The organism is Candidatus Nitrosotalea bavarica (genome assembly GCF_900167955.1).
Lineage (GTDB): Archaea > Thermoproteota > Nitrososphaeria > Nitrososphaerales > Nitrosopumilaceae > Nitrosotalea > Nitrosotalea bavarica.
Genome location: NZ_FUYK01000004.1, coordinates 43,508 through 70,305 on the forward strand (window position 1 = coordinate 43,508; position 26,798 = coordinate 70,305).

28 protein-coding genes and 1 tRNA gene are annotated in these 26,798 nt (G+C 34.4%); 20 read left to right on the forward strand and 9 right to left on the reverse strand.

Going from position 1 to position 26,798, the window contains the following annotated elements; all coding sequences use genetic code 11:
• Positions 1-68: 68 nt before the first annotated feature.
• The gene (locus tag C0Q33_RS02470; RefSeq protein ID WP_101477020.1) at positions 69-1,469 is read left to right on the forward strand and encodes a PKD domain-containing protein; all 1,401 of its coding nucleotides are present in this window, start codon (positions 69-71) and stop codon (positions 1,467-1,469) included.
• Between the two features lie 51 nt (positions 1,470-1,520).
• Here the strand turns inward: C0Q33_RS02470 and guaA are convergent, their stop codons facing one another.
• Genes guaA through C0Q33_RS02485 form a run of 3 tightly spaced genes read right to left on the reverse strand, consistent with a single transcriptional unit; the run spans position 1,521 to position 4,390 of the window.
• Positions 1,521-3,044 (reverse strand): glutamine-hydrolyzing GMP synthase, encoded by a 1,524-nt coding sequence (gene guaA / locus C0Q33_RS02475; protein ID WP_101477021.1) that lies wholly within the window; start codon positions 3,042-3,044, stop codon positions 1,521-1,523.
• A gap of 4 nt (positions 3,045-3,048) precedes the next feature.
• Entirely contained in the window at positions 3,049-3,606 is a 558-nt protein-coding gene (locus C0Q33_RS02480) for a hypothetical protein (protein ID WP_101477022.1), read from the reverse strand.
• A 46-nt stretch (positions 3,607-3,652) separates the two neighbouring features.
• Entirely contained in the window at positions 3,653-4,390 is a 738-nt protein-coding gene (locus tag C0Q33_RS02485) for a 6-hydroxymethylpterin diphosphokinase MptE-like protein (protein ID WP_101477023.1), read from the reverse strand.
• A 36-nt stretch (positions 4,391-4,426) separates the two neighbouring features.
• Here C0Q33_RS02485 and folP point away from each other — a divergent pair, with 36 nt between their 5' ends.
• Genes folP through C0Q33_RS02500 form a run of 3 tightly spaced genes read left to right on the forward strand, consistent with a single transcriptional unit; the run spans position 4,427 to position 7,264 of the window.
• The gene (gene folP, locus C0Q33_RS02490) at positions 4,427-5,293 is read left to right on the forward strand and encodes a dihydropteroate synthase (protein WP_101477024.1); all 867 of its coding nucleotides are present in this window, start codon (positions 4,427-4,429) and stop codon (positions 5,291-5,293) included.
• 30 nt (positions 5,294-5,323) lie between these two features.
• Positions 5,324-6,763: an IMP dehydrogenase gene (gene guaB / locus C0Q33_RS02495; RefSeq protein ID WP_101477025.1), complete on the forward strand. Its 1,440-nt coding sequence runs from the start codon at positions 5,324-5,326 to the stop codon at positions 6,761-6,763.
• 36 nt (positions 6,764-6,799) lie between these two features.
• The gene (locus C0Q33_RS02500) at positions 6,800-7,264 is read left to right on the forward strand and encodes a hypothetical protein (protein WP_101477026.1); all 465 of its coding nucleotides are present in this window, start codon (positions 6,800-6,802) and stop codon (positions 7,262-7,264) included.
• On the opposite strand, the gene pheA is transcribed toward C0Q33_RS02500, so the two are convergent.
• Genes pheA through dph2 form a run of 3 tightly spaced genes read right to left on the reverse strand, consistent with a single transcriptional unit; the run spans position 7,261 to position 9,664 of the window.
• Entirely contained in the window at positions 7,261-8,076 is an 816-nt protein-coding gene (pheA, locus tag C0Q33_RS02505; protein ID WP_101477027.1) for a prephenate dehydratase, read from the reverse strand. The two genes, C0Q33_RS02500 and pheA, sit on opposite strands and share 4 nt — an antisense overlap.
• 4 nt (positions 8,077-8,080) lie before the next feature.
• Positions 8,081-8,635 (reverse strand): exosome complex RNA-binding protein Csl4, encoded by a 555-nt coding sequence (locus tag C0Q33_RS02510; RefSeq protein WP_101477028.1) that lies wholly within the window; start codon positions 8,633-8,635, stop codon positions 8,081-8,083.
• A gap of 33 nt (positions 8,636-8,668) precedes the next feature.
• Complete coding sequence (gene dph2 / locus C0Q33_RS02515; protein ID WP_101477029.1) at positions 8,669-9,664, reverse strand: diphthamide biosynthesis enzyme Dph2; 996 nt, start codon at positions 9,662-9,664, stop codon at positions 8,669-8,671.
• An 83-nt stretch (positions 9,665-9,747) separates the two neighbouring features.
• Between dph2 and C0Q33_RS02520 the strand changes: the two genes are divergently transcribed.
• On the forward strand, positions 9,748-9,978 hold the full coding sequence (locus C0Q33_RS02520; RefSeq protein ID WP_101477030.1) for an Lrp/AsnC ligand binding domain-containing protein: 231 nt from the start codon (positions 9,748-9,750) through the stop codon (positions 9,976-9,978).
• A complete protein-coding gene (locus tag C0Q33_RS02525) occupies positions 9,975-11,300 on the forward strand; it encodes a tRNA(Ile)(2)-agmatinylcytidine synthase (protein ID WP_101477031.1) in 1,326 nt (441 codons plus the stop codon). Before C0Q33_RS02520 ends, C0Q33_RS02525 begins: the two co-directional genes overlap by 4 nt.
• A gap of 13 nt (positions 11,301-11,313) precedes the next feature.
• On the opposite strand, the gene C0Q33_RS09190 is transcribed toward C0Q33_RS02525, so the two are convergent.
• A tRNA-Met gene (locus C0Q33_RS09190) sits at positions 11,314-11,419 on the reverse strand.
• An 83-nt stretch (positions 11,420-11,502) separates the two neighbouring features.
• Here C0Q33_RS09190 and C0Q33_RS02530 point away from each other — a divergent pair.
• From C0Q33_RS02530 to hisI, 11 genes are read left to right on the forward strand one after another with little or no spacing between them, the layout of a single operon-like run.
• Positions 11,503-12,597 carry a PQQ-dependent sugar dehydrogenase gene (locus tag C0Q33_RS02530; RefSeq protein ID WP_101477032.1) on the forward strand — a complete coding sequence of 365 codons (1,095 nt, stop codon included), beginning with the start codon at positions 11,503-11,505 and terminating at the stop codon, positions 12,595-12,597.
• A 1-nt stretch (position 12,598) separates the two neighbouring features.
• Positions 12,599-13,852: a hydroxymethylglutaryl-CoA reductase, degradative gene (locus C0Q33_RS02535; protein ID WP_101477033.1), complete on the forward strand. Its 1,254-nt coding sequence runs from the start codon at positions 12,599-12,601 to the stop codon at positions 13,850-13,852.
• 40 nt (positions 13,853-13,892) lie between these two features.
• The gene (hisG, locus tag C0Q33_RS02540) at positions 13,893-14,870 is read left to right on the forward strand and encodes an ATP phosphoribosyltransferase (protein ID WP_101477034.1); all 978 of its coding nucleotides are present in this window, start codon (positions 13,893-13,895) and stop codon (positions 14,868-14,870) included.
• Positions 14,870-16,141 carry a histidinol dehydrogenase gene (gene hisD, locus C0Q33_RS02545; protein WP_101477035.1) on the forward strand — a complete coding sequence of 424 codons (1,272 nt, stop codon included), beginning with the start codon at positions 14,870-14,872 and terminating at the stop codon, positions 16,139-16,141. The genes hisG and hisD overlap by 1 nt, the downstream gene beginning before the upstream one ends.
• Positions 16,138-17,208 (forward strand): histidinol-phosphate transaminase, encoded by a 1,071-nt coding sequence (hisC, locus tag C0Q33_RS02550; protein WP_101477036.1) that lies wholly within the window; start codon positions 16,138-16,140, stop codon positions 17,206-17,208. Before hisD ends, hisC begins: the two co-directional genes overlap by 4 nt.
• A complete protein-coding gene (locus C0Q33_RS02555; protein ID WP_101477037.1) occupies positions 17,205-18,191 on the forward strand; it encodes an HAD family hydrolase in 987 nt (328 codons plus the stop codon). Before hisC ends, C0Q33_RS02555 begins: the two co-directional genes overlap by 4 nt.
• 25 nt (positions 18,192-18,216) lie before the next feature.
• Positions 18,217-18,804 carry an imidazoleglycerol-phosphate dehydratase HisB gene (gene hisB / locus C0Q33_RS02560; protein ID WP_101477038.1) on the forward strand — a complete coding sequence of 196 codons (588 nt, stop codon included), beginning with the start codon at positions 18,217-18,219 and terminating at the stop codon, positions 18,802-18,804.
• Positions 18,804-19,409: an imidazole glycerol phosphate synthase subunit HisH gene (hisH, locus tag C0Q33_RS02565; RefSeq protein WP_101477039.1), complete on the forward strand. Its 606-nt coding sequence runs from the start codon at positions 18,804-18,806 to the stop codon at positions 19,407-19,409. Before hisB ends, hisH begins: the two co-directional genes overlap by 1 nt.
• Positions 19,406-20,113, forward strand: a complete 708-nt coding sequence (gene hisA, locus C0Q33_RS02570) for a 1-(5-phosphoribosyl)-5-[(5-phosphoribosylamino)methylideneamino]imidazole-4-carboxamide isomerase (protein ID WP_101477040.1) — start codon at positions 19,406-19,408, stop codon at positions 20,111-20,113. The genes hisH and hisA overlap by 4 nt, the downstream gene beginning before the upstream one ends.
• The gene (gene hisF, locus C0Q33_RS02575) at positions 20,110-20,913 is read left to right on the forward strand and encodes an imidazole glycerol phosphate synthase subunit HisF (RefSeq protein ID WP_101477041.1); all 804 of its coding nucleotides are present in this window, start codon (positions 20,110-20,112) and stop codon (positions 20,911-20,913) included. Before hisA ends, hisF begins: the two co-directional genes overlap by 4 nt.
• A 33-nt stretch (positions 20,914-20,946) precedes the next feature.
• Positions 20,947-21,276, forward strand: a complete 330-nt coding sequence (gene hisI, locus C0Q33_RS02580) for a phosphoribosyl-AMP cyclohydrolase (RefSeq protein WP_101477042.1) — start codon at positions 20,947-20,949, stop codon at positions 21,274-21,276.
• 4 nt (positions 21,277-21,280) lie between these two features.
• Here hisI and C0Q33_RS02585 read toward each other — a convergent pair whose 3' ends face one another.
• Entirely contained in the window at positions 21,281-21,736 is a 456-nt protein-coding gene (locus C0Q33_RS02585) for a hypothetical protein (RefSeq protein ID WP_133120987.1), read from the reverse strand.
• 285 nt (positions 21,737-22,021) lie between these two features.
• Here C0Q33_RS02585 and C0Q33_RS02590 point away from each other — a divergent pair, with 285 nt between their 5' ends.
• Together C0Q33_RS02590 and C0Q33_RS02595 are read left to right on the forward strand one after the other, a co-directional pair.
• The gene (locus C0Q33_RS02590; RefSeq protein ID WP_177996788.1) at positions 22,022-23,239 is read left to right on the forward strand and encodes a threonine synthase; all 1,218 of its coding nucleotides are present in this window, start codon (positions 22,022-22,024) and stop codon (positions 23,237-23,239) included.
• Positions 23,240-24,556: a ThiF family adenylyltransferase gene (locus C0Q33_RS02595; protein ID WP_101477044.1), complete on the forward strand. Its 1,317-nt coding sequence runs from the start codon at positions 23,240-23,242 to the stop codon at positions 24,554-24,556.
• 18 nt (positions 24,557-24,574) lie between these two features.
• Here C0Q33_RS02595 and C0Q33_RS02600 read toward each other — a convergent pair whose 3' ends face one another.
• The gene (locus tag C0Q33_RS02600; protein WP_101477045.1) at positions 24,575-25,597 is read right to left on the reverse strand and encodes a DUF354 domain-containing protein; all 1,023 of its coding nucleotides are present in this window, start codon (positions 25,595-25,597) and stop codon (positions 24,575-24,577) included.
• A gap of 65 nt (positions 25,598-25,662) precedes the next feature.
• Between C0Q33_RS02600 and C0Q33_RS02605 the strand changes: the two genes are divergently transcribed.
• Positions 25,663-26,796 carry a hypothetical protein gene (locus C0Q33_RS02605; protein ID WP_101477046.1) on the forward strand — a complete coding sequence of 378 codons (1,134 nt, stop codon included), beginning with the start codon at positions 25,663-25,665 and terminating at the stop codon, positions 26,794-26,796.
• Positions 26,797-26,798 lie beyond the last annotated feature (2 nt).

Consider the following 26,798-nt stretch of genomic DNA (forward strand, 5'->3'; position numbering starts at 1 on the left):
ATTGATCCACTTAATGTTCTAAATTGAGAGAAAGGTTTTTTAATAATCTAAAATTTAGATTCTTCAAGTTGAATTACAAATTTTTTGCACCAATTCTAGCTGTAATGATTTTCTCTTCTGTATTACCAATGTCTGTATATGCTCAAACTAGCACAGGAAACAGTGATGCTGCAGGACAAGCCCTTGAACAATGTATTCAACAATTCCAAGGTACTGGTAATATTTACTGTACTAATTTCTATACCGCAAATGTTGCTAAATCTGGTACTCTAAACCAGTATTTCTTACAAGGTGCATTGGCAAATAGCATTATAGTCAATGAAAATACTAAAGTAACACTTTCAGGTCTCAAATCAACAACTCCTGATGTGGGCAAGACATTGTCATATCAATGGGGACAAACTTCAGGTGATACAGTGACTTTTTCTCCAAGTTCTAATGTTCCAGTTATATCTTTCATAGCTCCTTCAGTACCTGCAAATCAAGTCAAGTCATTGACATTATCATTAACTGTAGATGATGGATATGGGTTAAAAGATACAACGACATTCAACATTATAGTTTTACATGTTAATCATCCTCCGGTAGTTAAAGTAAACCCTGATCAAGTTGTTGATGAAGGAACACAAGTCTCTCTCACAGGTACAGCAACAGATCAAGACAATGATCCGTTGACACTTTCATGGGGTCAATATTCTGGTTCAAGTGTACAATTATCTTCAATTGATACCACCAGTACATCATTTGTTGCACCCTCAGTATCACCTGGTCAAACTGCTATTTTGTTATTCGTATTTAGTGCAGATGATGGACACGGAGGAAAGGCATCTGCTATGAGCCAAGTTACAGTCAAAAGTATTCACCAAGATCCAACTGTCACATGTCAAGATGCTTCAGTTAATTCAAACTCTCTAGTTAGGCTACCATTATCAGTTGCAAATCCAAGTGGTGATACCATATCATATTACTGGAGACAGGTTTCTGGACAACCGGTACAATTGTCATCTAATACTGACATGACTCCATCATTTGTAGCTCCAACACCAAATGGTCCAAGTGGTAAACTTCAATTTACACTAGATGTTACCGATAACCTTGTTGATATTCCATCATGTTCTGTCACTGTAAATATTAACAATATGCCAACACCAGGACAGCCACCAGTAGCTAATGCAGGTACAGATCAAACTGTTGATCCAAATAGCAGAGTCGTATTGGATGGAACTGCTAGCACAGGTGTTAATCTAAAATACCAGTGGGAGCAAATTAGCGGTGCACCAGTCACTTTGATATTAAGTGGTACTGCTCAACCAGCATTCTACTCACCAATTGTTGACTATAACCAACAAAAAGTAGTAGAGTTCAAACTCACAGTAACCAACGAATATGGTTCAGATAGTAGCACAGTAAAGGTTACAGTAGTTCGAGAGGGTAATCCACCCAGTGCTGCGATAAACGTAGTGCCTTAGTTCTCTTATTTTAAAATTTTCTTATAAATTTTGATGAATAGATCTCTATTTTTATTGAGGTTCTATAGTAGCAGGTGGTTTACTTGAAATTACATAGCTTACCCAAGCCACATCTTCAACCTCGTTTGTAATTCTATTACTAATTCTTTCAAGTATATCTGAAGGTAATCTTGTCCAATCTGCAGTCATTGCATCAATAGAATCTACTACTCTGACAAGAACGACATGACCGTATTTTCTTTCATCTCCAACTACTCCTACTGCTCTATCATCCCCTACTGCTGCATAAGCTTGCCAAACTTTATCATACCATGCCGAAGACGCAAGTTCGTCTTCGACAATTTTACTTGCATGTTTGCAGATCTGTAATTTTTCTGGAGTCAATTCACCCATTACTCTTACAGCAAGGCCAGGTCCTGGAAATGGATGACGATTAAGAAGTTTATCTGATACTCCTAAAATTTTGCCAACTTTTCTTACCTCATCCTTGTAAAGGAATCTCAGAGGCTCCAAGACTTGTAAGTTTAACCATGGTGGTAATCCTCCTACATTGTGGTGAGTCTTAATTACTGCTGCTGGGCCCTTGGAAATTCCACTTTCAATGACATCTGGATATAGTGTACCTTGTGCTAACCATTTGAAAGGACCGTTCTTTTCGGCAAACTCTGTAAATACCTTGACAAATTCTTCTCCTACAATCATTCGTTTCTGTTCAGGATCAGTTACTCCTTTGAATCTAGAAAGAAATCGCTGTTTTGCGTTTATTACTGTAAAATTCATACCAAAATTATTTTCAAACATGTTTTCTACTTCTACTTCTTCATCTAGTCGCAAAAGACCATTATCTACAAAAACACACTTGAGTCTATTTCCTATAGCTTTTTGAATTAATAATGCTGCTACTGTAGAATCAATACCTCCACTTATCCCACATAATACATTACCATCAATTTTTGAAATTTCTGCAACTGTTGTTTCTATGAAATTCTCCAAAGTCCAATCTTGTTTTGCTTTGCATATGTTTACAACAAAATTCTTCAGCACTTGAACTCCTTTTTCAGTATGTACTACTTCTGGATGAAATTGAATACCGTATACCATCTTTTGTTTATTCGCAATTGCTGCTGCAAAAGAATTTTCTGTATGTCCTATTACCTCAAATCCTTCTGGAAGACTTTCAGCAGCATCGCCATGGCTCATCCAAGCTCTTGTTGATTGACCAATTCCCGAAAGTAGATCTGAATCATTATCTATGCTAAGTAATGATGAACCATACTCCTTGTGAGAACGCTTAACCTTGCCACCAAATTTGTTAACAATTAATTGATGACCATAACATATTCCAAGTACTGGAAGTCCTATCTCAAATATTCCATTTGATGGTTGTGGCGAATCCTTGTTGTATACACTTGCGGGTCCTCCACTGAATACAATCCCTTTTGGATTCATCTTTCTTAGTTCTTCAGGTGATATGTTGTATGGAACAAGTTCAGAATATACTGAAAATTCTCTAATTCTTCTACAAATAAGATGACTATACTGCGAACCAAAATCTAATACTATTATTTTATCCATGATATCACTTTTGAGAATTTTCTATCATTCTGGAAAATGACCATGTTACCGTATTTATTATCTCGGTTACTCTTTCCTTTTGACGATAATTCTTGATGAGAATTTCTTTAATTCTATTTCCATCTTTATTTACTAAACATGATATTGCAGCATTTTGGGGAATCTTGCCATTTTGGACATCTAATCTATCTTGACTTTCCATTCCTCCTACTATTCTTCCAAGAAAAAATGACTTGAACGGATGTGTTTCTACATCTAACATGATATTTTCTAATGGAATGATTACTAGTTCATCGGGAGTTACATGCGCATTCGCCAAAATCTTACTGTCTGGTGTTTTGATCGGTATTACAGAAGATGTTTGTTGATTTGATTGAATATTCTGTTTATTAGATGATGCAAGAGAAGATGCTTTGCTAAAACTTGATTGCTTTACAAGGGAATCGAGAATACGAAGATTCTGTTGAAATCTGTCTATCTCTCTTTCTCTTTTTTCAATTTCTTCAGAGATCCATTCTCTTAATTCTAAAATATCACGTATATTTTCCTCTGAATAATCCATGTTTTTTCTATTGTTGAATGGATAATAAATATTAAAACAAGCTATGTTATCTGACCAACCTTTGAAGGTCTTCTAATTTTATATTTTTGAATCCTATTATTGATTGGGATGTAGTATAAAGATCCGAATTACTTTTTTGGGCTAACCACTCTAAGAGTGATTTTCCTTTCTTTAACTTTTTTAGTTTTAAAGATTTGTTATATGTTTCTACCTTAGAATATTTTCCTATGTGGATTCCAAAATCCATTCCAATTAGAATGATTTTCGATGCTCCAAAGTGATTGGCAAGAAATACACATCTATCACCATCTGTGAATCCACCAAAGTTCCTAATTTTTCCAAATGGTTTGTCCTCTGTCGTTCCTATACAATATCTGAATGAAATTGCATGTGGAAGTTTGTTAATGTTGTCTCCATGTGCATGTACAATCATTACTGATTTGAGATCTGACGCTTTTTTGAGATATTCCATATTTCCATCAAGATCAGTTACTACAATATCTGGTCTTATTTTGTTTTCAATCAAAGCCTGTGTAACACCATCAGCTACAATCTTTGTAAAATTTTTAAATTTTTTTATGTAAGGTAAAGAAATACCGAGAGATGGTCCTGCTCCGATAATAAAAACAGTTTTGTTTTTAATTTTTTTTTCTAGTCTGCTTAACCCAAGTCTTGTCTTTAGAAGTGAATTGAGGATATTGGCTGATCTTATCTCTTTTGATCTATCATAATCAAATTCGTTTAAAATTTTTTGATATTTTTTCTCCCAACCATTCAAAGTCATGTAAGTCTAAATGTATCCAGGTTAATCATAAACTATATGCATGAACTCGCAGGAGTAAAAATAGGTGGTTCTAATCCATTACGGATAATGGGAATTATAAATACAAGTCCAGAATCATTTTACAAAAAATCAGTATTTACTGACAAGCCAACTATAAGCAAGGTTTCAAAATTAATGGAAGAAGATGGCGCTGATTTTATTGATGTTGGAGGAATGTCTACTGCGCCATATGTGAAAACTCTGGTGTCGGAGGAACAAGAAATCAAAAGAATTACCAGTGCCATAGGCTCTATCCAAAAAGTCTCAAAGTTACCTATCTCTATAGACACATGTAGAGCAAAGGTAGCAAAGGCTGCACTTCAATTAGGAGCAGAAATAATCAATGATGTTTCAGGCCTAAAATATGATAAAAATATGGTTGATGTACTTGAGGAATATCGCCCATCTGTAATTGTTTGTGCATTTAGCAATGATCTCATAAAAGGAAATCTAGTCACACAAACAAGAAAATTGATTAATCAAAGTGTTACAATGGCATTAAAATCAGGAGTTCCAAAGAACAAGATCATAGTAGATCCTGCAATTGGTTTCTTTAGACAAAAGGCACAAGGCATATTGTTTACAAAAATAAATTCTGATTGGCTACAAAGAGACATCTCGGTACTGAAAAACTTGAATAAAATAAAAGATCGATACCCCATTCTCATTTCAATTTCACGAAAGTCATTCATAGGAAAAATATTGGATGAACCAGATCCTACAGATCGAATCTATGGCTCTCTTGCAGCAGAAACTTTTGCTGCTCTAAACGGTGCTGATATACTACGAACACATAATGTAAAAGCTACAAGCGATGTAATCAAGATCGTAAATAGTTTAAAAAATCTCAAGAAAGGCTTATAACAGATTTTCATTCTAACCAAGAAGGTTTCATTGGAAATAAGGGAAGGACTAACATTTGATGATGTACTCCTTGTTCCTAAACGATCAGATATAGTTACTAGGTCTCAAACAAATCTGCAAACAAAACTTTCAAAAAATATTTCGCTTAACATACCTGTAATCAGTGCAAACATGGATACTGTAACTGAATCTGCCATGGCAGTGGCAATAGCGAGGGAGGGTGGAATTGGAATTATACATCGATTTCTTACTATTTCAGAACAGGTAAACGAGGTACTCAAAACAAAACGTTCAGGCAGCATAATAATAGAAAATCCATATACTATAGATCCAAAACAAACAGTACACGAAGCTATAGAATCTATGCGTGAAAAAGGAGCTTCAGGATTGCTTGTGACAGATAATCAAGGTCAACTTGTTGGAATATTGACAAGAAGAGATATTGTTATGCTCGAGACAAAAGATGAAAATAAAAAAGTCGACGAGGTTATGACAAGCGATGTTATTACAGCAAAATCTGGAATATCTATAGTTGAAGCAAAAGAAATACTTCGAAAAAACTGCATTGAAAAATTACCGCTTTTAGATGAACGTGGGCATGTCAAAGGATTGATCACTAGTAAAGATATCATTAATGCTGGTAATTACCCACATGCATCAAAAGACAGGAAAGGAAGACCATTGGTAGGAGCTGCAGTCGGTGTAAAGGGAGATTTTATGGAAAGAACAGAAGCATTGCTAGATGCAGGTGCTGATGTCATAGTGGTGGATATTGCACATGGACATAGTGAGAACGCAATTAACACAGTTCGATTGATAAAGAAGGCTTTTCCAAATTGTGAATTAATTGCAGGAAATGTAGCTACCGCTCAAGGTACAGAGGATCTCATCAAAGCCGGTGTAGATGCAGTAAAGGTAGGAGTGGGCTCTGGTTCCATCTGTATCACTAGAGTAATCACTGGATCTGGGGTACCTCAGCTTACCGCTGTACTGGACTGTGCACAAGTTGGCAAAAAATATGATATTCCAATAATATCTGATGGTGGTGTAAGGACATCTGGTGATGCTACAAAAGCACTTGCTGCCGGAGCATCTACTGTAATGGTTGGAAGCTTATTAGGGGGAACAGATGAAAGTCCTGGTTCATTTATGACGAAAAATGGTAAACGATACAAGATTTACCGAGGTATGGCATCATTTTATGCAGCTCTTGGAAGAAAGAGCAAGGAAACCAGTAATGCTTCTATGGTAGAAGATCTTAATGATTATGTTGCAGAAGGTGTTGAGGCAATGGTTCCATACAAGGGAAGTGTAACTGATATCATAAAACAACTAACGGGAGGAATCCGTTCTGGTTTAAGTTATTGTGGCGCAAATACTATTCCTCAAATGCAACAAAATGCTGAATTTATAAAAATGTCAACAGCTGGATATGCAGAAAGTCAACCACATGATGTAGAGTTAATGTAATTTACTTTAAATATAATTACAAACTAGTTTTTCTCAATGCTCTCAAAAAAAAGTGTACTTGGAATTGCAATAGGTTTAGTAGGTGTTATTCTTGGAACCTTTTTTCTAATTCAAGACCTAATGAGTAATGTACATGAAGTAAATGACGTTGTAGATATGGGAAAAAGTGATATTTTTTCATTTGATGCAGAACAACATTATCATGAATTTCTTAATGTTACAGGAAACTCATTTCATGTTACACTGAAAACCCCAAAAGATGGTTTACAAGTTGATCGTGATTTTACAAAGAACGTTTCCTTTGATTGGTATAGTCTTTTCAATGGAAAACATTTCATAAATATAACAAATACTGGAGGCTCTATACTCTATGTAACTGGAAAATTACAAGCCGTGACAAATCCATTGATATTCACATCTCATCTTATTGTTATATCTTCAGGAGTTCTAATAATTGGAATTAGTGCAGCGTTTTCAATTAGAAGACCCAAGGGATTCTAGATTAACTCTGCTCTTGGATATGAACCAAGTATCTTGAGAAATATTGTATTTGGTCGTATTTTTTCTATAGTGTCTAAAATACTGCTATCATCTTGATGACCTTCAAAATCTACGTAAAAATTGTATTCCCAAGGAGTATTCTTTGTAGGACGTGATTCGATTTTTGTTAGATTGATTTTATTTGTATTAAATTTTTCAAGAATATTATATAGTGCACCAGGAATGTGTTTTATTGCAAAAATTATGGATGTCTTGTCTTTAGATGTTTTTTCTTTTTTATTATTTGCCAAGACAAGAAATCGCGTATAATTATTTGGGTTATCCTCTATCCCTTCTTTTATTATTGGAACATTATAGATCTCCGCAGCTTTTCTACTAGCAATGCATGCAATGTTATCCTTGTTAAGTTCTAAGAGAATTTTTACGCTACCTGCAGTATCATAAGTTGGTATAGGCTTCAAATGATTACTTTGAATAAATTTTCTACACTGACCAAGTGCCTGTGGATGAGAATATACCGTATCAATTTTTTCCAGATTTTGTAAACCTATTAAACAATGTGATATCCTGTGATATATTTCACCTACCGCTCTGAGTTTGGTAGTAAGTAGTAAGTCATAACTTTCACCCACGCTTCCCTCAAGTGAATTTTCTACAGGAAGTATAGTGTAATCTGATCTTCCATTTTCTGTAGAATCTAGTGCTTCATAAAATGTAGGATGAGGTATTGTCTGAATTAACTCTTTGAAAAAACTTACTGCGGCTGCTTGACTATAAGCTCCAGGTTCACCTTGGAATGCCACTTTTAACATATTCTTAGTTAGAGTTGAATTTTATAAAATCGCTGTTTCCAAACATATTTGATAATTTTCTTTCTTCAATGTAGCCACAATCTACACATTTTATACTGCTACCCATTGATACCACTTTTGCCCCACACTTGTTACATTGTGTAAATAAAACCCCTAATTCAGGTTCACTAATTATTGCATGTACAACTCCATTTAGATGACTAATTATTTTTGCAGCTACGATATCTCCTACTCTTACAAGGATCCTTTTCTTTGCTCCTCTTGCCTGGCAAATACATTCTAGACCTGAATGTGTAGGCTTTCCATTTATGTATAATATATTTATCGCAAACATATTATTCATTAGTGCTGATATATTGCCTGTAATCATATCATCCACTTGTGCAACTGCAGGCTTTCTCATTTCATTGATTTTAGCTATGCGATTAGTTTTATCAAATTCAGAAGTACCTATCACCAGTGATCTTATAGATTGGCCATCATCAAAGGTATTCTCACCAGTTTCAAACTCTTCAATTATTGCAATTTTATCTCCTGGAAGGGTTGGTTTCTGGGACAATGCCTTAATTTGAAATTTGATGATTATAATTGTTTATAGCCAGTGAGGAATTTGTAGAAAACCCTCTATGCCTTCTTTTTTTAATATTTTCAGTAATGCATTTGCCTGAGGGGTAGACAAAACTGGCTTGTGAAAATGATTATCTGTTGATATTCTTGGGCATGCAACCTGAATAAAGGCATCAATACCTTTGAGATTACGCAATTTCTCATCAGAAATTTCTGTTATGGCAAATAGTTGAACTTTCTTTCCTATACTTTCCAACTCCTTTTTGAATTTAAGAGCGGTTATTTTTGAAAACTGACCTTCTTTTAGTCCCACAATTATTCCAAATGTTTCTGCTTCGGCAGCCTTGTAGATGGTAAGTATTGCTTTTTTCTGTAGTGTTTTTGCAAATTCTGTAATTTCTCTAATCTCATTAAAGTATGGATCAAGTATGTACGTTGGTAGATTAGTAGATAGTGCAATTCCAGCAGCATGAAAATTGCTTTGCCCCAAGAATACATTTGCCTCTACAATATTCTTAGTTTCTGTAACAGGATAAAATTCACAACCAAATACCTGACCATCATTTAACTGACCTTTACCTTTTCCAATTTTTACTGTAATACCTCCTTCTTCAAGTATTTTCTTTACCTTGTTAATTTCGTGCAAATGTTGACTATCTGTAACAAGTGAAACTGTTTTCTCTTTGATTTCATTCACACATTTTTTTGCGACATTTTCAAATGATATGTCATCAAAAGCATCTATGAGAACTATGCTATCGCCAAAACTCATTGAATTGATAGTATGTCCTATATGAAATAGAATTTCTGCCCCTAGTACTTTTGCACCATTTGAATTAAGATCACATGTACCAAAACAGCTATCTGCCATAACATACGCTGGAATTCCAAATCTCTCCATTATTCTTGAGGCTGTTTCCTGAATCTTTGGTATTATTCCATCTGGTCCATTTAAGGCAACTGAGACTGGTTTTCTTTTTTCTATCTCTTCAAAAATCTTTTTCTCATCTATTACTATCAATCATTGTAGGAAATTGTTTTTTTAATTTAAATCAAACGAAACTGCCACAATATTTAATATCGTACATTTTGAAGACCAACTGAATGCCAATTGCTTTTGTACTGATAAATGCCGAATTGGGGGCAGAAACTGATCTTTTGAACCAGCTAAAAAACATGGAGAGTGTAAAATATGTCTATGTTCTGTATGGTGCCTATGACTTGGTGGTAAAAGTGGAAGCACCAGATAATGAGATGCTAAAAAGAACCATCTCAAATAACATAAGGCAACTAAAAAATGTGCGTTCTACTCTTACTATGACTGTAATCGAATGAAAGAGACCTCTATTCTTCATATTGGCTTTGATGATACGGACTCAAGAAAAGGGATGTGTACTACTTTTCTTGCCTATAAAATAGTGGAATATCTAAAAAAAGAGAAAGTAAAGTTTCTTGATTATCCATACTTGATCCGATTTAATCCCAATGTGCCATGGAAAACTAGGGGAAATGGTGCCGTTGCATTAAAGATTGAGACCAGAAAGCCTCAATTGATAAAAAAGAACATTGTAAAATATATCAAAAAATATTCTGCTGTAAAAGATGGTGCAAATCCAGGGCTAGTTTTTTATGAACACAAAGTTCTTCCAGAAAGTTTCGCTAAATTTGGAAAAATGGCACTAGATCATCTAGTGAGTAGAAATGAAGCAAAGAAGTTCGTGCAAGATAACAAACTTGAAACTTATCATCTTGGTAATGGTCAAGGGCTTATAGGTGCAATAGGTGCAATGGGGTATGATTTTCGAGATCATACTTTTGAATTAATCTCGTATAGAGACAAAGTAAATTTTAGAAAAAAAAGAGAAATTTTTAAAGATAGCGTAGAAAAAATGCAACAACTAACATTTCCTAGAACGTTTAACAGCTTTGATGAGACAAAGAATAGAATCTTAATTGCACCACATGGCCCTGATCCTGTATTCTTTGGTGTGCGTGGAGAAGATCCTGATGCTGTAATCAAAGGAGCATCCCTTGTAAAATCTAAGGAAAAATTCTGTGGCTATATGGTATTTCGCTCAAATCAAGGTACAGGTGATCACTTGCAAAATGAGATTGATATTCAAAATCTAAAACCATTTTCTTCAGGTTATCTAGTTGGAAAAATATCAGAAAAACCACATACAATTTTGGGCGGACATGTATTCTTTTCCGTATATAAAAATGGAGTTACAGTGAAATGTGCTGTGTACAAACCAACTAAACTTACTACTATTGCAGAGAAACTAATGAAAGGAGATTTGGTAAAGATTGGGGGAGGAATAAGAAAATCTTCAAAAAATCATACACAAGTTCTAAATGTAGAATTTTTCGAAATACTTGATCTCAAAAAATATGTTGTTTTAGTAAATCCTCTTTGTATGAAATGTAAAAAACGTATGAAATCAAAGGGCAAAAATCAGGGTTATCAATGCTCTAAGTGTGGAAATACTAGCTTGACCAAAGTTGAGCAAGAGATTCCACGACAAATTAAGAAGCAATTTTACTTGCCAGTTTCTTCTGCACATAGACATTTGACACGTCCATTACAAAGGATTGGTAAATTTAACAGTAAAATTGAATTTAATAATTCAAAAAAATGGTTTTCTAAAACAACTTAAACTATTTTGAGGATAGCGGGGAGTAGATTTGAACTACTGGACTGCGGGTATCTCATCAGTGTTGATTATGAGCCCGCCGGGATGACTTAGCCCCTTTAGTCTGACTTCCCCACCCCGCTAAGTGAAGAAATGCTCCAAGGGTGATATATACTCTTTAAAAGAATTTAGAAATAATTAATAGGATTTCTAAAGTCTCAGTTCTATGGATAAAAAAACTAGAATATTGGCAATAATTGCTGCAATTGCAGCTTCAATTTTGATTATCACATCACCGTCAGGTTCTATTGTAATTCCAAAACCAAATTCCAGCTCTACTGGAACTGATGCAGTACAAGTCATTGCAACTAATTTACAAAAACCTTGGGCATTAACATTTGGTGATGGGAAAATCTTCTTTACTGAGAAAGTTGGAAAATTAAGAGTTATTGATAATGGTATACTTGTAAATGATTCTGTAGCAGATTTTCATGTAGCTGATATAGCCGATGCAGGTCTTCTTGGAATAACAACACATCCTGATTTTGTAAAAAATCATCTGATGTATATTTATTATACCTACAAAGAGGGCGATAAATTATGGAATAAAGTATTGGAAATTACAGAATCTAATGATAAGATTGTAGATGCAAAAGTGATACTGGATAAAATTCCAGGTGCTGAATTTGATGATGGCGGTGTGATAAAATTTGGTCCTGATAAAAAACTCTACATAGGAACAGGTGATGCAACAGATGAAAACTCTGCTCAAGATTTAACCTCACTAGCTGGAAAAATATTACGATTAAATGATGACGGCTCCATTCCTAATGATAATCCTTATCTAAACTCACCAGTGTACTCTTTAGGTCACAGAAATCCACAAGGCTTGGCATGGGATGTTCAAGGAAATCTTTACGAGACTGAGGAGGGACCGACAAAAAATGATGAAATAAACCTTATTGAGAAAGGTAAGAACTATGGTTGGCCAAGTCAAGAGTGTTCGGGTTCGAAGGAATATCAAGATGCCCTTATTTGTTATAATATTAGTGTAGAACCAGCAGGAATAACTTATTATGGTCAAGGAAAACTTGATCTCAAAAATAGTCTTATACTTACTACACTCCGTGGTAACATACTATACCAACTACCTCTTCAAAATGGTAACATAACATCGCATAAAATCATCTTGGATGGATTGGGAAGAATTAGAGAGATTGGAGTAGGACCTGATGACTATCTGTATATTCTTACAGGAAACACAGATGGAGACGGATTTCCGGACAAAAATGATGATAAACTCTTGAGGGTTGTAAAATAAATTGGCAGATTCATCTATTCCAAAATTCCATGAAAAGACAAGGGAAGAAAGACTACATGTATTGAAATTATTCTCAAATCTTTCAAGAGAAGATATCAGTATTCTACAGAATGAAGGAGGTATTAATTTTGAACAAGCCAACAACATGGTTGAAAATGTCATTGGAACTGTATCATATCCTCTTGGCATAGCTACCAATTTCAAAATAAACGGAAATGATTATCTCATTCCAATGGTGATAGAAGAACCATCTGTTATTGCTGCTGCATCAAAAGCAGCCAAGATTGCAAGAAAACATGGAGGCTTTGTAATGGAAGCTGATGAATCATACAGCATAGGACAAATTCAAGTTGTTGATGCTGATGTAAAACTAGCCATTTCAAAAGTAATTGATGCATCAGATGAAATTCTTTCTCTTGCAAATTCCAAAAGTAAAACTCTCTCAAAAATGGGTAAAGGTGCAAAAGAAATTTCATGTAAACAAGTTACAACAGAATCAGGTCTGATGCTTGTTGTAGAGATTTTAATAGATGTAGGTGATGCTATGGGTGCTAATGTAACAAATACCATGTGTGAGGCAATTGCACCACTGATTGAGAAAATAACTGGTGGAAGAGTGATTCTGAAAATATTGTCTAACTATTCTACAAAAAGATTGGTTAGAGGGAAAGCTATTTTTGATAAAGAAGAATTGGGCGGTGAAAAAATAGTTGATAATATCATTTGGGCTTATGAATTTGCTGCAAATGATCCTTATCGAGCTGTGACTCATAATAAAGGAATAATGAATGGAATTATAGCAGTTGCAAATTCTACTGGACAAGATACAAGAGCAATAGAAGCAGCAGCACATGCATATGCATCAAGATCTGGACAATATACTTCACTTACAAAATGGAAAAAAGATGAAAAAGGAAATCTACTTGGAGAAATTGAAATGCCAATGTCGGTAGGAACTGTTGGTGGAATAATCAACATTCATCCTATGATAAAAATATGTATGAAAATTTTAGGTGTAAAATCAGCCAAAGAATTAGCATGTATAATCGGTGCAGCTGGACTTGCACAGAATTTTAGTGCAATAAGGGCATTGGCTTCTGAAGGAATACAAAAAGGACACATGAAACTTCACGCACGAAATATCGCCACAAGCGCAGGGGTTCCACAAGAAAAGATGACTAATGTAATCTCACAAATGACTAGAGAAGGAAACGTCTCAGTAAATAGGGCAAAGGAAATCTTGGGTAATCTCTAGGCGACTAAATATATATCCAAAGAAGTTTGGTAGGACTACATTGACTCTGGTAAAATTTGCAGTTCCCAAAGGAAGTATAGAAGAAGCCACCTTTAAGATACTTGAAAGATCATGGACACGAGTAGTTAGACGGGAAAGAACTTATCGTGTAATATTGGACGACCCACAAATTTCAGTCAAGATGTTGCGTCCTCAGGAAATACCAAATTTGGTATTTGCTGGTTTGTATGATGTTGGTATCACAGGAAGAGATTGGGTTAAAGAAACAAATTCAGATGTTGAAATACTTTTAGATCTAGAATATGGTAAAATAAAACTTGTACTTGCAATACCTGATTCTTATAATTTCAAATCACTAGATGAAATGATTTTGTCTTATGCAAAGAAGAAAAAAACATTGCGAATTTCTTCAGAGTATCTAAATACAACTGCTAAATTCATCATGCAGTGTAAGAGCTACAAGAAACTTTATGGTTCAAAGCATCCAATTATTGTAACTCCATGGTTGAGTCAAGGTTCAAACAAGAATGTTCAGATCTTCCTTTCATTTGGCGCAACAGAAGCAAAACCCCCTGAGGATGTAGATGCAATTGTAGATGTAACAGAAACTGGTACTACTCTGACACAAAATCAATTGAAGATAATTGACACCGTGATGGAATCAGCGGCAGTCTTGATTGCAAATAAAACATCACTTAAAGACAAATCAAAAAGAGAAAAAATTTATGATATCGTAACTATGTTAAGAGGAGCAGTTGAAGGAAAAAAACACCTTCACCTATTCCTAAATGTGAAAGAAGAACATCTTAGCAAATTATTACACGATTTGCCATCTCTGAAACGCCCTACCATAAGTCCTTTGAGTGAAAAAGGATGGTATGGCATAAATACTGTGATTCCTAAATCTGAATTCCATAAAATGATTCCAAAATTACGAAAGATTGCTCAAGGTTTAGTAGTGCATGAACCAAAACAAATACTGGCACTTGAGGAGATAAAACGTGATGAGGAAAGTTGATGCGAATTATAGATGTTCAAGACATAGGTTCTATCATAGAATCAATTAGACCCAAAACAAATGATGACGTAAAACAAAAAGTACTATCTATCATATCCAATGTACGAAAACGAAAAGATAAAGCCCTTAAAGAATATGAAACAAAATTCAGTGGAGTAAAAATCCATTCTTTAAAAGTTACTAAACAGGAAATAAAATCTGCATACTCCAAGGTTGGAAAAGATCAAATCGAAGGCATTAAACTTGCAAAAATGAGATTAGAAAAATCTGAAAATGCTGTACGCAAAAAATTACAAAATATGACAATAGTGATTGATGGTGTTGTGATGAAAAAAACATTTTTACCGATTGATACGGTAGGTTGCTATATTCCAGGAGGAAAGGCAAGATATCCAAGTAGTGTTGTTATGTCTGTTGTTCCAGCAAAGGTTGCAGGTGTTAAGAAAATAATAGCAGTATCTCCTCCAAACGAAAAAGGGAAAATAGATCCATTAACACTTGTAGCAGCTGATATTTGTGGTGTGGATGAATTCTATAAAACAGGAGGTGCTCAGGCAATCACCGCCTTGGCATATGGCACTGAATCAATTCCACAAGTAGACAAGATAGTTGGTCCAGGAGGAGTATTTGTAACTCTTGCCAAATCTTTACTAAGTGAGGTAGTTTCAATTGATATGATTGCAGGTCCTACTGAACTTGCCATTGTTGCAGATGCTACTGCAGATGCTGAACTTGTCTCACTTGATTTAATCTCTCAGGCAGAGCATAGTCCAGATTCAATGTGCTGCCTGATTACAAACTCTTTGAAATTAAAAAACTTGGTACTACAATCATTACAACAAAAAATTAAAACAATCAAGAGAGCCTCTATTGTAGAAGAAAGCCTACGAAAAAATGGGTTCATAGCTATTTGTAGCACAGAACAACAAATGGTTGATTTTGCAAACAAACTTGCACCTGAACACCTTGAAATAATCACAAAAACTCCACAAAAATTAGCAAAGAAAATAAAATCAGCAGGATTGACATTAATTGGAAAAAACACTCCATCCTCAGCTAGTGATTATCTATTAGGTTCAAATCATATACTTCCAACTAATCGATTTGGAAGAACCAGAGGTTCACTTGGTGTATTGGATTACCTGAAGATGAATACTCAAATAGAATCCTCTAAACTTGCCTTGGGAAAAATTTCAAAATATATGAAAGCCTTGACTGATGCAGAAGGATTGCCAAATCACTATGAAGCAGTAAGGGGAAGATTATCATGAAAAAAGATTGGTTTGAAAAAGAATTAGAAAAATATTCTAAACTTGTAGGTTACAAGAAACCTGAAAAATATTCTAATGTGATAAAACTTGATTCAAACGAAAATTATGTAGTATCTCAGGAATTTCTTCAGAAAATGATAAACGAAGTGAAGGAAAACATAGATGTTAGAGAATATCCATTAGGTGGAACAGAAAGATTATCTCAATCTATTTCAAAATACATGGGAATACCAAGAGAAATGATTGGTGTTGGAAACGGATCTGATCAGATAATTGATCTTATTCTAAGTACCTTTGCTTCTAAAGGAACAAAAATTCTAACATCTGATCCAACCTTTGGATTCTTTGAAGAACGATGTAAACTATATTCTATTCGTACATTAAAAATTCCATTTGATAAAAATATGACCCTTGATCTAGAAAAATTTTTGTTAAACTCCAAGAAAGCTGATATTCTTTATCTTGATATGCCAAATAATCCAACTGGATTTCAATTTCAGAGAAAAGATCTAGAAAAATTGATTCGGGAATTCAAGGGCCTTGTAATCATAGATGAAGCATATGTGGAATTCTCTGATTATTCTATTGTAGAAATGACAAAAAAAATCAATAATCTTATTGTGTTACGAACCTTATCAAAATCGTTTGGATTAGCTGGATTGCGAGTAGGGTATTTAGTGGCTAATTCCAAAATAATTGATACATTTACGAGGGTAATCCAATATCCTTATCCGTTAAACACTCTGGCAATAGAGATTGGTATAGTGGCATTAAGACAATCCAAATATTTCACAGATATTGCAGATCTTGTCAAGAAAGAACGTTTACGAATTATCATTAATCTTAAACAGATGAAAATATTCGAGGTATTTGACTCAAAAGCAAATTTTGTTCTTTTTTCAGCTGGAGGTTCTGGTCAAAGAATTCACAAGGCACTAATCGAACAAGGTATATCAATTAAAAATCTTGGTAAAATTGGTCAACATGAAGGCTGTCTGAGAGTTACCGTAGGTTCACAAGATATGAATTCTAAATTTCTTACAGCTATACGGGATTTATTGAATTGACTTTAAACGAAATACAAAATGGAATCATGATAGATTCCACAAAAATCGAAAAGATAAAGCAACTAGACTCTATAGTGTTTGACTGTGATGGAGTTCTAATAGACGTGTCTAATTCTTATGATTTGGCTATAAAAAAGACTGTAGATTTTATTATAAAAGAAATGGCCCAAGTCAATGAATCTGGATTAGTAACAACAAGTATGATAGAAGGTTTCAAGACTAGCGGTGGTTTTAATGATGAAATTGATGTGGCGTATGCGTTAATACTTTCCGTTGTAGCTGCAAAGAAAAAAAATGAATTATTTTCTAAATTTGTTCTTAAAGTAATAGAAAATACAGATCAGACCGGCATAAAATCAGTTGAGAAATATCTAGACAGTATCAACATTAATGTTTTTGATATCAGAAAAAAACTATCGTATCCAAGTGAAAAATTCCAAAATCCTCTTTCCTCCATATTTGACGAAATGTTCTATGGTTCTGAATTATATGTACAACTTTACAAGAGAAAACCACAGTTTTTTGATGGTTTGGGATTAATTGAAAACGATGTAGTACTTTTGAATAAAGACCTTGTAAAAAGTTTACATGAAAGATTTGGCAAAAAAATTGCCATTGTGACAGGCCGAGGTCTTCTATCAGCAAAACATTCTCTTAAAGACCTATTCGATGAATTTGATTTGAATAATTCTAGATTCCTAGAGGATGAGCCACGTGAAATGGCAAAACCAAATCCTCAATCTCTTATATCTACAATAAATGGTATGAACGGAAATAACTCGCTATACGTGGGTGACTCTATGGAGGACTATATCATGGCACGTAAGGCAAATGAGTCTGGAGTTTCAACAATATTCTGTGGGGTATATGGCACTAGCAAGGACCAGGATGCAAAAAGATCTCTATTTGAGAGCAACAATGCCGACATTATAGTCAAATCTATAGATCTAATTCCGAAGACATTAAATCTAGTTAGGGCATAAATCACTTCTCTACTCAGTGATTTTAATGAAATCTAGAACAGCTCAAATCAATAGGAAGACTAAGGAAACCGAAGTATTAGTTGAGGTAAATCTGGACGGAAAGGGGAAAATTTCTATAAAAACAGGTCTGCCATTTCTCGATCACCTAATCACATCATTATCTAAACATGCAATGCTTGACCTCAAATTGAATGCAAAATCACTAGATGGAATAGATCATCACCTAATCGAAGATATCGCAATAACTCTTGGAAATGCAATGGATCAATCTCTGGGTAATAGAGCAGGAATTGTAAGATTTGGTCACTCTTCAGTACCGATGGATGAATCTCTTGCAGAAGCATCACTAGATCTAATCAAAAGACAATATCAAAGAATAGACTTGTCTATTGAAAGAAATCAGATAGAAGGAATCTCAAAGGAAGATTTGGAACACTTTTTCAGATCATTAGCACAGAATCTGAACATCTGTATACATGTATCTGTAAAATATGGTGAAAATGATCATCACAAAATTGAAGCTGCGATTAAGGCATTTGCAGTAGCATGGAGGACAGCAGCAGGTTATGATGAAAAACAAAAAGGAGTACCAAGTACAAAAGGTGCTATGTAATGGTAAAGGTTGCAATATTTGATTATGGGGCAGGAAACATATTCAGTCTTAAATCATCGTTAGAGAAAAATGAAGCAGACGTAGACATAATAACCAATCTAGAAAAAATAAAAAATTATTCTGGATTATTTTTACCTGGAGTGGGAAACTTTGATCCTGCGATAAAAAGTCTTCATACTTCAAGAATTGCATTTCAAGATTTAGTAAGAAATCAAATTCCGGTGTTAGGCATATGCTTAGGAATGGAAATGTTCTTTGAGAAAAGTGAAGAAGGAAAATTAGGAGGGCTTGGAGTTTTAGAAGGCGAAGTGATAATTCTTCCAAATAAATTCAAGATTCCCCATATGGGATGGAATGATCTTCAAATAAAACAACCAAGTGTATTGTTAGAGGGAGTAAAAGAAGGTTCATGGGTTTACTTTGTTCACTCCTATAGAGTGAAACCAAAAAATGAAGATATCATCAAGGCAGACTCTGATTATGGAATAAATGTTCCAGCTGTGATTGAAGATCAAACATTATTTGGAACTCAATTTCATCCTGAAAAGTCCGGCAAGGTTGGCTCTGTTATGATTAAAAACTTTTTACGAGTGTGTAAAAAGTGAAAATAATTCCTGCTATTGATATAATGGATAATAAAGTAGTACGCCTGGTAAAAGGAGACCCAAACAACAAAACTGTGTATAGTTCTGATCCCATTGGAATGGCAAAAAAATGGGAAAAAGTAGGTGCAGATATGCTTCATGTAGTAGATCTGGATGCTACACTTGGAACAGGTTCAAATCTTCAAACAATTAAAAAAATATCTGAATCTGTTTCTATACCTATTGAATCAGCTGGAGGACTACGCACAAAGGAAATAATAGAAAATGCATTACAATTTTCATCTCAAGTGGTTCTTGGAACTGTTGCTTTTAAAAATAAAGAAATCTTGGAAGAAATTTCAAAGAAATTTGGAAAAGATCGAATTGTCATATCTGCAGATCAAATGGAAGGTAAGATTGTGATAAGTGGATGGACAGAAAGTACAGGCATACCACTTATTGAAGGAATTGAAAGTTTTGTCAGACTTGGATATTTACAATTTCTCATAACTACGGTAGAAAGAGATGGAACTCTTCATGGTCCAGATCTTAATTCTTTACAAAAAGCGTGTAACATACAAAATGTAAATATTATTGCAAGCGGGGGAATCTCAAACTTGCAAGATATAGTAAATGTAAAAAAATGTGGTGCATATGGTGTAATTCTTGGTAAGGCATTATATGATGGAAAAATATCGGTAGAGGAGGTTAAGACGCTAGCATGACTTTAACCAAGAGAGTAATTCCTTGTCTTGACGTAGATAAAGGAAGAGTAGTCAAAGGAATGCATTTTACATCAATAAAAGATGCAGGTGATCCTGTTTTACTTGCAGAAAAATATAGTCAAGAGGGAGCAGATGAGTTAGTTTTTCTAGATATTACAGCTTCTGAACAACAACGAGAAACAATCAAGAGTCTAGTAAAAAAAGTAGCACAGGTAATTGATATTCCATTTACTGTAGGTGGTGGTGTAAAGACCTTGCAGGATGCAAGAGATATTCTTCTTAGTGGTGCAGACAAGGTTGCTATTAATACAGGTGCTGTAAAAAATCCTGAGATAATTACAAAACTAATGGAGATTTTTGGTAAACAATGCATAGTTATTGCAATGGATGTGAGGCGTAATTATGAAGTAAAGGAAGGTAGGCACATCTTTACATCTGACTCCAAAAAGTTTTGGTTTGAAGTCTATATTTATGGTGGTAAAACTCCTACAAATCTTGATGCAATAGAGTGGGCAAAGGAAGTTGAGAGACGTGGCGCAGGTGAGATTCTGCTAACTAGTATAGACATGGATGGCACAAAGGAAGGATATGATATTCAACTTATCAGAGAAATTGTGAATGCGGTAAACATACCTGTTATTGCATCAGGGGGATGTGGCAAACCCAAACATATGCTTGATGTGTTCTTGCAAACTAACGTAGATGCGGCATTGGCAGCATCAATATTCCATTACAAAACTCACTCTGTTGATAGAGTAAAAGAATATCTTAAGGAAAATGGAGTTCCTGTTAGACTATAACAGAAAAATAGGGCACAAAATAAAGGTGTTATTGTGAATAAAAAAATAAATGATATTGATTTTGCAAAAAGTGAAGGTCTTGTACCAGTAATTGTCCAAGATGTACATTCTAGAGAAGTTTTAACACTTGCATATGTAAATAAGGAATCTCTTGAACTTACTCAAAAAACTGGTAACTCGTGGTTCTGGAGCAGATCGAGAAACAAATTGTGGATGAAAGGAGAAGAATCAGGGAATATCCAAAAAGTCAAGGAAATTTTGGTAGATTGTGATTCTGATGCAATTATCTATCTGGTAGAACCAAGTGGACCTGCATGTCATACTGGAGAAAAAGTTTGTTTTCACAACATTTTAGAAAAATAATTCTTTAACACGGATCTAATCCCTTAGGTACGGTGTCCAAACCCTCAGTTTTATTTGAATATTCTGGAATATACTCGTTTATAATTTCAAATGGTATTGATTTGTAAGGAACACCATCAAATATGATGTTCCAATGACCTACAAGCGATGTGGCATTACATAGCGAAAGGTTTCTTTCCGTATTAGGTTCAAAAAACTGTTTAAAGCTAGATTTTATTGTTCCATTAAATGGTATTTTGCTATAAGTGTCTCCTTTTGGATCTACAATATCAATTTCTCCTACATCAGTCGGTTTTAAGTCGCTTACTACAATGAAAATATGTTCTCCAAGTTTGTATTGATTCTTATTAATTGAAAATGGTCCAGAGGTAATCCATACCCACGGTTGTCCTTTACTTGCCTCTTGTTGATAATAAGAGTAAACTATAGCTGCAACTATTCCCGCTAATACAATTAACATAATTATTTTTCCTAAATGTTTCTTCTTTTTTGATCTCTGTTTTATTTTCAATTTTCGAGTTACGTTCTAATGTTATCATTAATATTTCTTCTACTTGTAAAAAATTCATAAAATCTCTTAATTTACAAAATTTTCAAGTTATGGCCTCTTTCATCACTGGATCTTTTTTAAAATTATGCGTAATTTTGTATTAATTTTCACTTAATCTTGGCATTTTATAAATTAAGTGTCACTTAAACTAATATTAGGATTTTTTATGTAGTATTTTATAAAGTTAGAGTTGTCTTGGGAAAAATAAAATTTCTGCAATGCAGAGAATGTAAGAAGGAATATGCACCTACATTCAAGTATATTTGTGAGGAATGCTTTGGTCCTCTAGATGTGTGCTATGATTTTCCATCTGTGAATAAAAATACTTTTTCAAATCGCGAACATACCTACTGGAGATATCATGAACTTTTACCAATTGAATCAAAATTCAATATCATAAGTATTGGTGCTGGAATGACCCCATTAATTAAGGCAGAAAAATTGGGTAAATCACTCGGTCTGAATAATCTTTACATAAAAAATGATTCAGTAAATCCCACATTTTCATTTAAAGATAGACCTGCTGGAGTAGCAGTATCAAAAGCAAAAGAATTTGGTCTTTCTGCAGTGGGATGTGCATCTACCGGAAATCTTGCATCAGCTACAGCAGCGCATGCAGCAAAAGGTGATTTTCCTTGTTACATATTTGCACCTAGTGATATTGAGCATGCAAAGATAACCCAAGCATTAGCTTATGGTGCTAATTTCATATCTGTTGATGGAACATATGATGACGCAAATCGAATTGCTGCTCAAATAGGTGATAGCAAAGGTATAGGAATAGTAAACATAAACATGCGTTCGTATTATGTTGAAGGATCTAAGACACTAGCTTATGAAGTGGCAGAACAACTTGACTGGCAAGTACCTGATCAACTTATTGTACCAGTTGGTAGCGGAGCCATGTTAAATGCTATTTGTAAAGGCTTTGAAGAACTAGAAAATATTTCATTAATCAATCAAGTCTCTAACATGCATATGATTGCAGCTCAGCCACATGGATGTGCACCTATTGTTAATGCTTTCAAGAAAAAACTTTCAGAAGTAACTCCAGTGGAAACTCCGGATACCATCGCAAAAAGTTTAGCAATAGGTGATCCAGGTGACGGACAGTATGTATTAAGACGACTAAAACAATACAATGGTTTTGCTGAGGAATCTAATAACAAGGAGATCTTGGATGCTATACTATTGCTGGCTAGAACTGAGGGAATATTTACAGAACCTGCCGGCGGTGTCTCTGTGGCAGTATTGAAAAAAATGGTTGATGAAGGAAAAATTGACAAGAATGATTGTACCGTATGTTATGTGACTGGTAATGGATTGAAAACAACAGAAGTTATGATGGAAGTACTTCCAAAGCCTCAAGTAATGCAAGCTGATTTTGGTAAAATTTCAGCATTGGTGAGATAGATGGCAAATATCAAATTTACAATTCCTTCCGTATTGAACAAAGGTGGAGGAGAAAAGAAAGTAGACCTTACAGCTTCTACTCTTTTGGAAGCATTTGCTAAAATCTCAGAACAACTAGGAGACGAATTCAAAAGACGCGTTCTTAATCCAGATGGTTCTCCTAGATCGCTTATCAACATATACATCAACGGAAAAAACATGCGATTTTCAGGAGGTATGGAAACATCCCTAAAAGATGGGGATGAGATTTACGTATTGCCTGCAGTAGCTGGAGGATCTGAGCTATCAAGTAGAGATCTAGAAAAATATTCTAGACAAGTAATGCTAGAAGAAATTGGTTATGAGGGTCAACTCAAACTAAAAAAGGCAAAAGCATGTGTTGTTGGAGTGGGTGGACTTGGTAATCCTATAGTAACGCGACTGGTTGCTATGGGAATAGGAACGATAAGAATTGTTGATAGAGATGTGATAGAGTTATCCAATCTGCATAGGCAAACAATGTTTGATGAATCCGATATTGGTCAGGTCAAAGTTGAGGTAGCCGCAAAGAAACTAAAAAAAATGAACCCTGATGTCATAATTGAGGCATTACCTGTTTCTGTAAATGACTATACTGCACTAGATGTAGTAGAAGGATGTGATGTTGTAATTGATGCACTTGACAGTGTTAATGCAAGATATTCTCTTAACAAAGCCTGTATTAAAAAAAATATTCCATTTGTAACAGGAGCTGCAGTAGGAGTTTCAGGTCAGGTATTTACTATCTTGCCACATCAAACTGCATGTTATCATTGCATATTTCCGTCCTTGGATGAAAATTCTATGCCTACATGTAGTACGGAGGGAGTTCACCCATCAATACTTTCTATTGTTGGGGGAATTGAGGTTGCAGAAGCAGTCAAAATTATGATAGGACGAACTCCAACATTGGCAAATAAATTACTCTACATTGATCTTGATAATCTTGATTTCAATACTACTGTTTTCAATAAAGTAGATGAATGTCCCGAATGTGGTTCAGGTAAACATGAAGAATTACCAACACAGGAATTCATTGTTGAAGAACTATGTGGACGTAACAGGGGAAAACGTACTTTCTCTATTACTCCAACAAAGATGATTGAGATTGACGTTCCAAAAATAACTAGTATTGCATCAGAGAAAGGCTTCAAAGTACAAAATCAAGGTGAACTTGGATTATCAATTTCTTCTAATGATATCTATGTGAGTTTCTTGAAACGTGGATCAGCAGTAATTGTAGGTGAAAAAGATGAGGATTCAGCTATTATCCTATACAAAAAATTAGTTAACGCGTAGAAAAATATTTTCTGAAATCTATATTGTCTTTATAACTTCAACTAATTTGAAGTAAGGATCTTCCATTGAAGCCAAAATTATTTTTGCTTTTTCCCTATTTGTTTTATTGTCATTTAGTATTTTTTTAATTAGTATGGAAATCTTCTTTGGATTACTTTCCCTTTTTACTAATCCTATACGAACAAGATATTTCTCAATATAGTTTGGCGCCGCATCATATGATATGGTTGGAACTCCCATCAAGGCAGATTCTGCAGTCATAGTACCACCAGAGCCAATGAAAAGATCTGTAATGTTAAGAAGTGATTTACCATCTACAACTTTATCCATAATAATTACTTTATTGCCAAATTTCTTTTTGAGTCTATTTTTTTGTGAAATATATCTGGCCAAAACTATGATATTGTGAAGCTTGAATTCTTTACTTATTTCATGAATTATGTTATCACTTTCTGTCTTTCCTAAAATGTATGCAGCTTCTGATTCTTCAGGTCTAATTACAATTGTCTTTTTAGTTAGATCAATATTTACATTTTTAATTCTTGATTTTTCTTTTACTATTACAGCGGCATCAATGGCTTTGTAATGAATTATGTCTTTTTTTAAAATTCCGTATTTTACAAATTCATTCTTGGGAATAACCCATGGAATGAGAAGTTTCTGTACTAACGGGACTGAGAGTCTCATTACAGCCTCTGCATGAGGGGAATCTGAAAATGCAATATGCTTAATGCCTATTCCATAGGAAATTCTTGCAGCTTCTGGTGAGCAAAAACTAACGGTCAAATCAGGAGAAAATTTTACTATCAAATCTAAAAGGTGATCCATTCTTTGTATGCTTGAATGAAGTTTGCCTTCTTTGGTAGAACCACCGTGTTTTCCAATTAATCTGAGATTTACCTTCTTTATCTTGGCTAGCTCTACGACTTCGCGATAATTTCTAGAAGTACAGAGTATTTTGTGATTTTTACTCAATTTACTTACCATTGGAGCAAAGAAAAGTAACTGTTTAGGCGTCAGAATATCAAACCAAATTTTCAAACATTTTTGATATAATCTAAGGGTGGAAAAAGTTTTTCTTAGCCCGTACTCCTAGTCAGGATGAAATGGTTGCAACGAAAATTGTTGTATATGGCTTAAGTACTGAAGGATATTCGATTGCATGTCAAATGGCAATCAAAGGAGCTGATGTCTTTATAGTTGATGAATCTGCTCATATGGCAATTTCTCTCAAGTCAGAGATTGCAAAGACCTATCCTAATGTGACATCATTAAAAGAAGATGAACCACTTTTAGGTGTTGAACCAATAGATGTTGCAATATCTCACTCGGAATATCTTTTCTTTGCTCCGCGCATAAGAAAGACAGGTCAAGAAGCAAAGATGGAAATCCATTCAAAATTCAAAGATGCTACATCATCAATAAAAAAAGGCGGTTCAGTAATTTACAATCTTCCAACTGGAATAGGAGGAAATAATGAAACTATTTCTCTTCTTGAACATGTTTCAGGTCTTGAGATGGGAAAGGGAATATCTTATTTTTATTATCCACTTTCAAAAAACAATTTTCCAGAAATAATTGGTTCATTTAATGCAAAAGATGATGACAAGCTAGCCAAATTATTAGAGTCTGACAAAAAAGGGAAAAAATTTGTATCTATATCTTCGGCTGAAATATTACATGCGATTAAAATTCTTACTCAATTTGCAAGTCTATCAAGTGTTCTAGAAGTTTCTAAGTTTGCACAAGATGAACAAACAAGAAAAGATCTAGTTTTAACTGAATATAACAATCTCTTTCTTGACGATATGACTAACGGTCTATATGATTTGAGATCACTTGGAACATCTGTTGAAGGAGCTGGTACTATGATGTACCTGGTAAATGGAAGTATAAAGGGAATAGAGGGTTATGTCAAGAGGTTAATTGATGAAATCCGTTCTACTTTGAAGAAAAATGAACTAAAAGCAAGTAGAACAAAAGTAGTTTTGGTATGGACTCAAGATTCCTATGAAATGCGTGGAGATAAAGTAGATATGCTAAATTCTCTTGTTACAAAACTGCGTGATTATATTGGTGATGTTGAAATACATCAAGGACCCGAATTAGATATTTTCCATAGTGACAAAACAACGATTATTGTAGCATGCTCAAAATTTGATTACGATAAAATAACGAAAAATGGAAAAGATTCTGATGTAATAGTAATTAAAACAAATCCTCTTTGTGAGATATTATAATA

Bases quoted from the DNA above. Each gene is read 5' to 3' on its own strand.
- guaA (WP_101477021.1), bottom strand. From the start codon at position 3,044: ATGGATAAAATAATAGTATTAGATTTTGGTTCGCAGTATAGTCATCTT.
- C0Q33_RS02480 (WP_101477022.1), bottom strand. From the start codon at position 3,606: ATGGATTATTCAGAGGAAAATATACGTGATATTTTAGAATTAAGAGAA.
- C0Q33_RS02485 (WP_101477023.1), bottom strand. From the start codon at position 4,390: ATGACTTTGAATGGTTGGGAGAAAAAATATCAAAAAATTTTAAACGAA.
- folP (WP_101477024.1), top strand. From the start codon at position 4,427: ATGCATGAACTCGCAGGAGTAAAAATAGGTGGTTCTAATCCATTACGG.
- C0Q33_RS02500 (WP_101477026.1), top strand. From the start codon at position 6,800: ATGCTCTCAAAAAAAAGTGTACTTGGAATTGCAATAGGTTTAGTAGGT.
- pheA (WP_101477027.1), bottom strand. From the start codon at position 8,076: ATGTTAAAAGTGGCATTCCAAGGTGAACCTGGAGCTTATAGTCAAGCA.
- C0Q33_RS02520 (WP_101477030.1), top strand. From the start codon at position 9,748: ATGCCAATTGCTTTTGTACTGATAAATGCCGAATTGGGGGCAGAAACT.
- C0Q33_RS02525 (WP_101477031.1), top strand. From the start codon at position 9,975: ATGAAAGAGACCTCTATTCTTCATATTGGCTTTGATGATACGGACTCA.
- C0Q33_RS02530 (WP_101477032.1), top strand. From the start codon at position 11,503: ATGGATAAAAAAACTAGAATATTGGCAATAATTGCTGCAATTGCAGCT.
- hisD (WP_101477035.1), top strand. From the start codon at position 14,870: ATGCGAATTATAGATGTTCAAGACATAGGTTCTATCATAGAATCAATT.
- hisC (WP_101477036.1), top strand. From the start codon at position 16,138: ATGAAAAAAGATTGGTTTGAAAAAGAATTAGAAAAATATTCTAAACTT.
- hisB (WP_101477038.1), top strand. From the start codon at position 18,217: ATGAAATCTAGAACAGCTCAAATCAATAGGAAGACTAAGGAAACCGAA.
- hisH (WP_101477039.1), top strand. From the start codon at position 18,804: ATGGTAAAGGTTGCAATATTTGATTATGGGGCAGGAAACATATTCAGT.
- hisF (WP_101477041.1), top strand. From the start codon at position 20,110: ATGACTTTAACCAAGAGAGTAATTCCTTGTCTTGACGTAGATAAAGGA.
- C0Q33_RS02585 (WP_133120987.1), bottom strand. From the start codon at position 21,736: ATGTTAATTGTATTAGCGGGAATAGTTGCAGCTATAGTTTACTCTTAT.
- C0Q33_RS02595 (WP_101477044.1), top strand. From the start codon at position 23,240: ATGGCAAATATCAAATTTACAATTCCTTCCGTATTGAACAAAGGTGGA.
- C0Q33_RS02605 (WP_101477046.1), top strand. From the start codon at position 25,663: ATGGTTGCAACGAAAATTGTTGTATATGGCTTAAGTACTGAAGGATAT.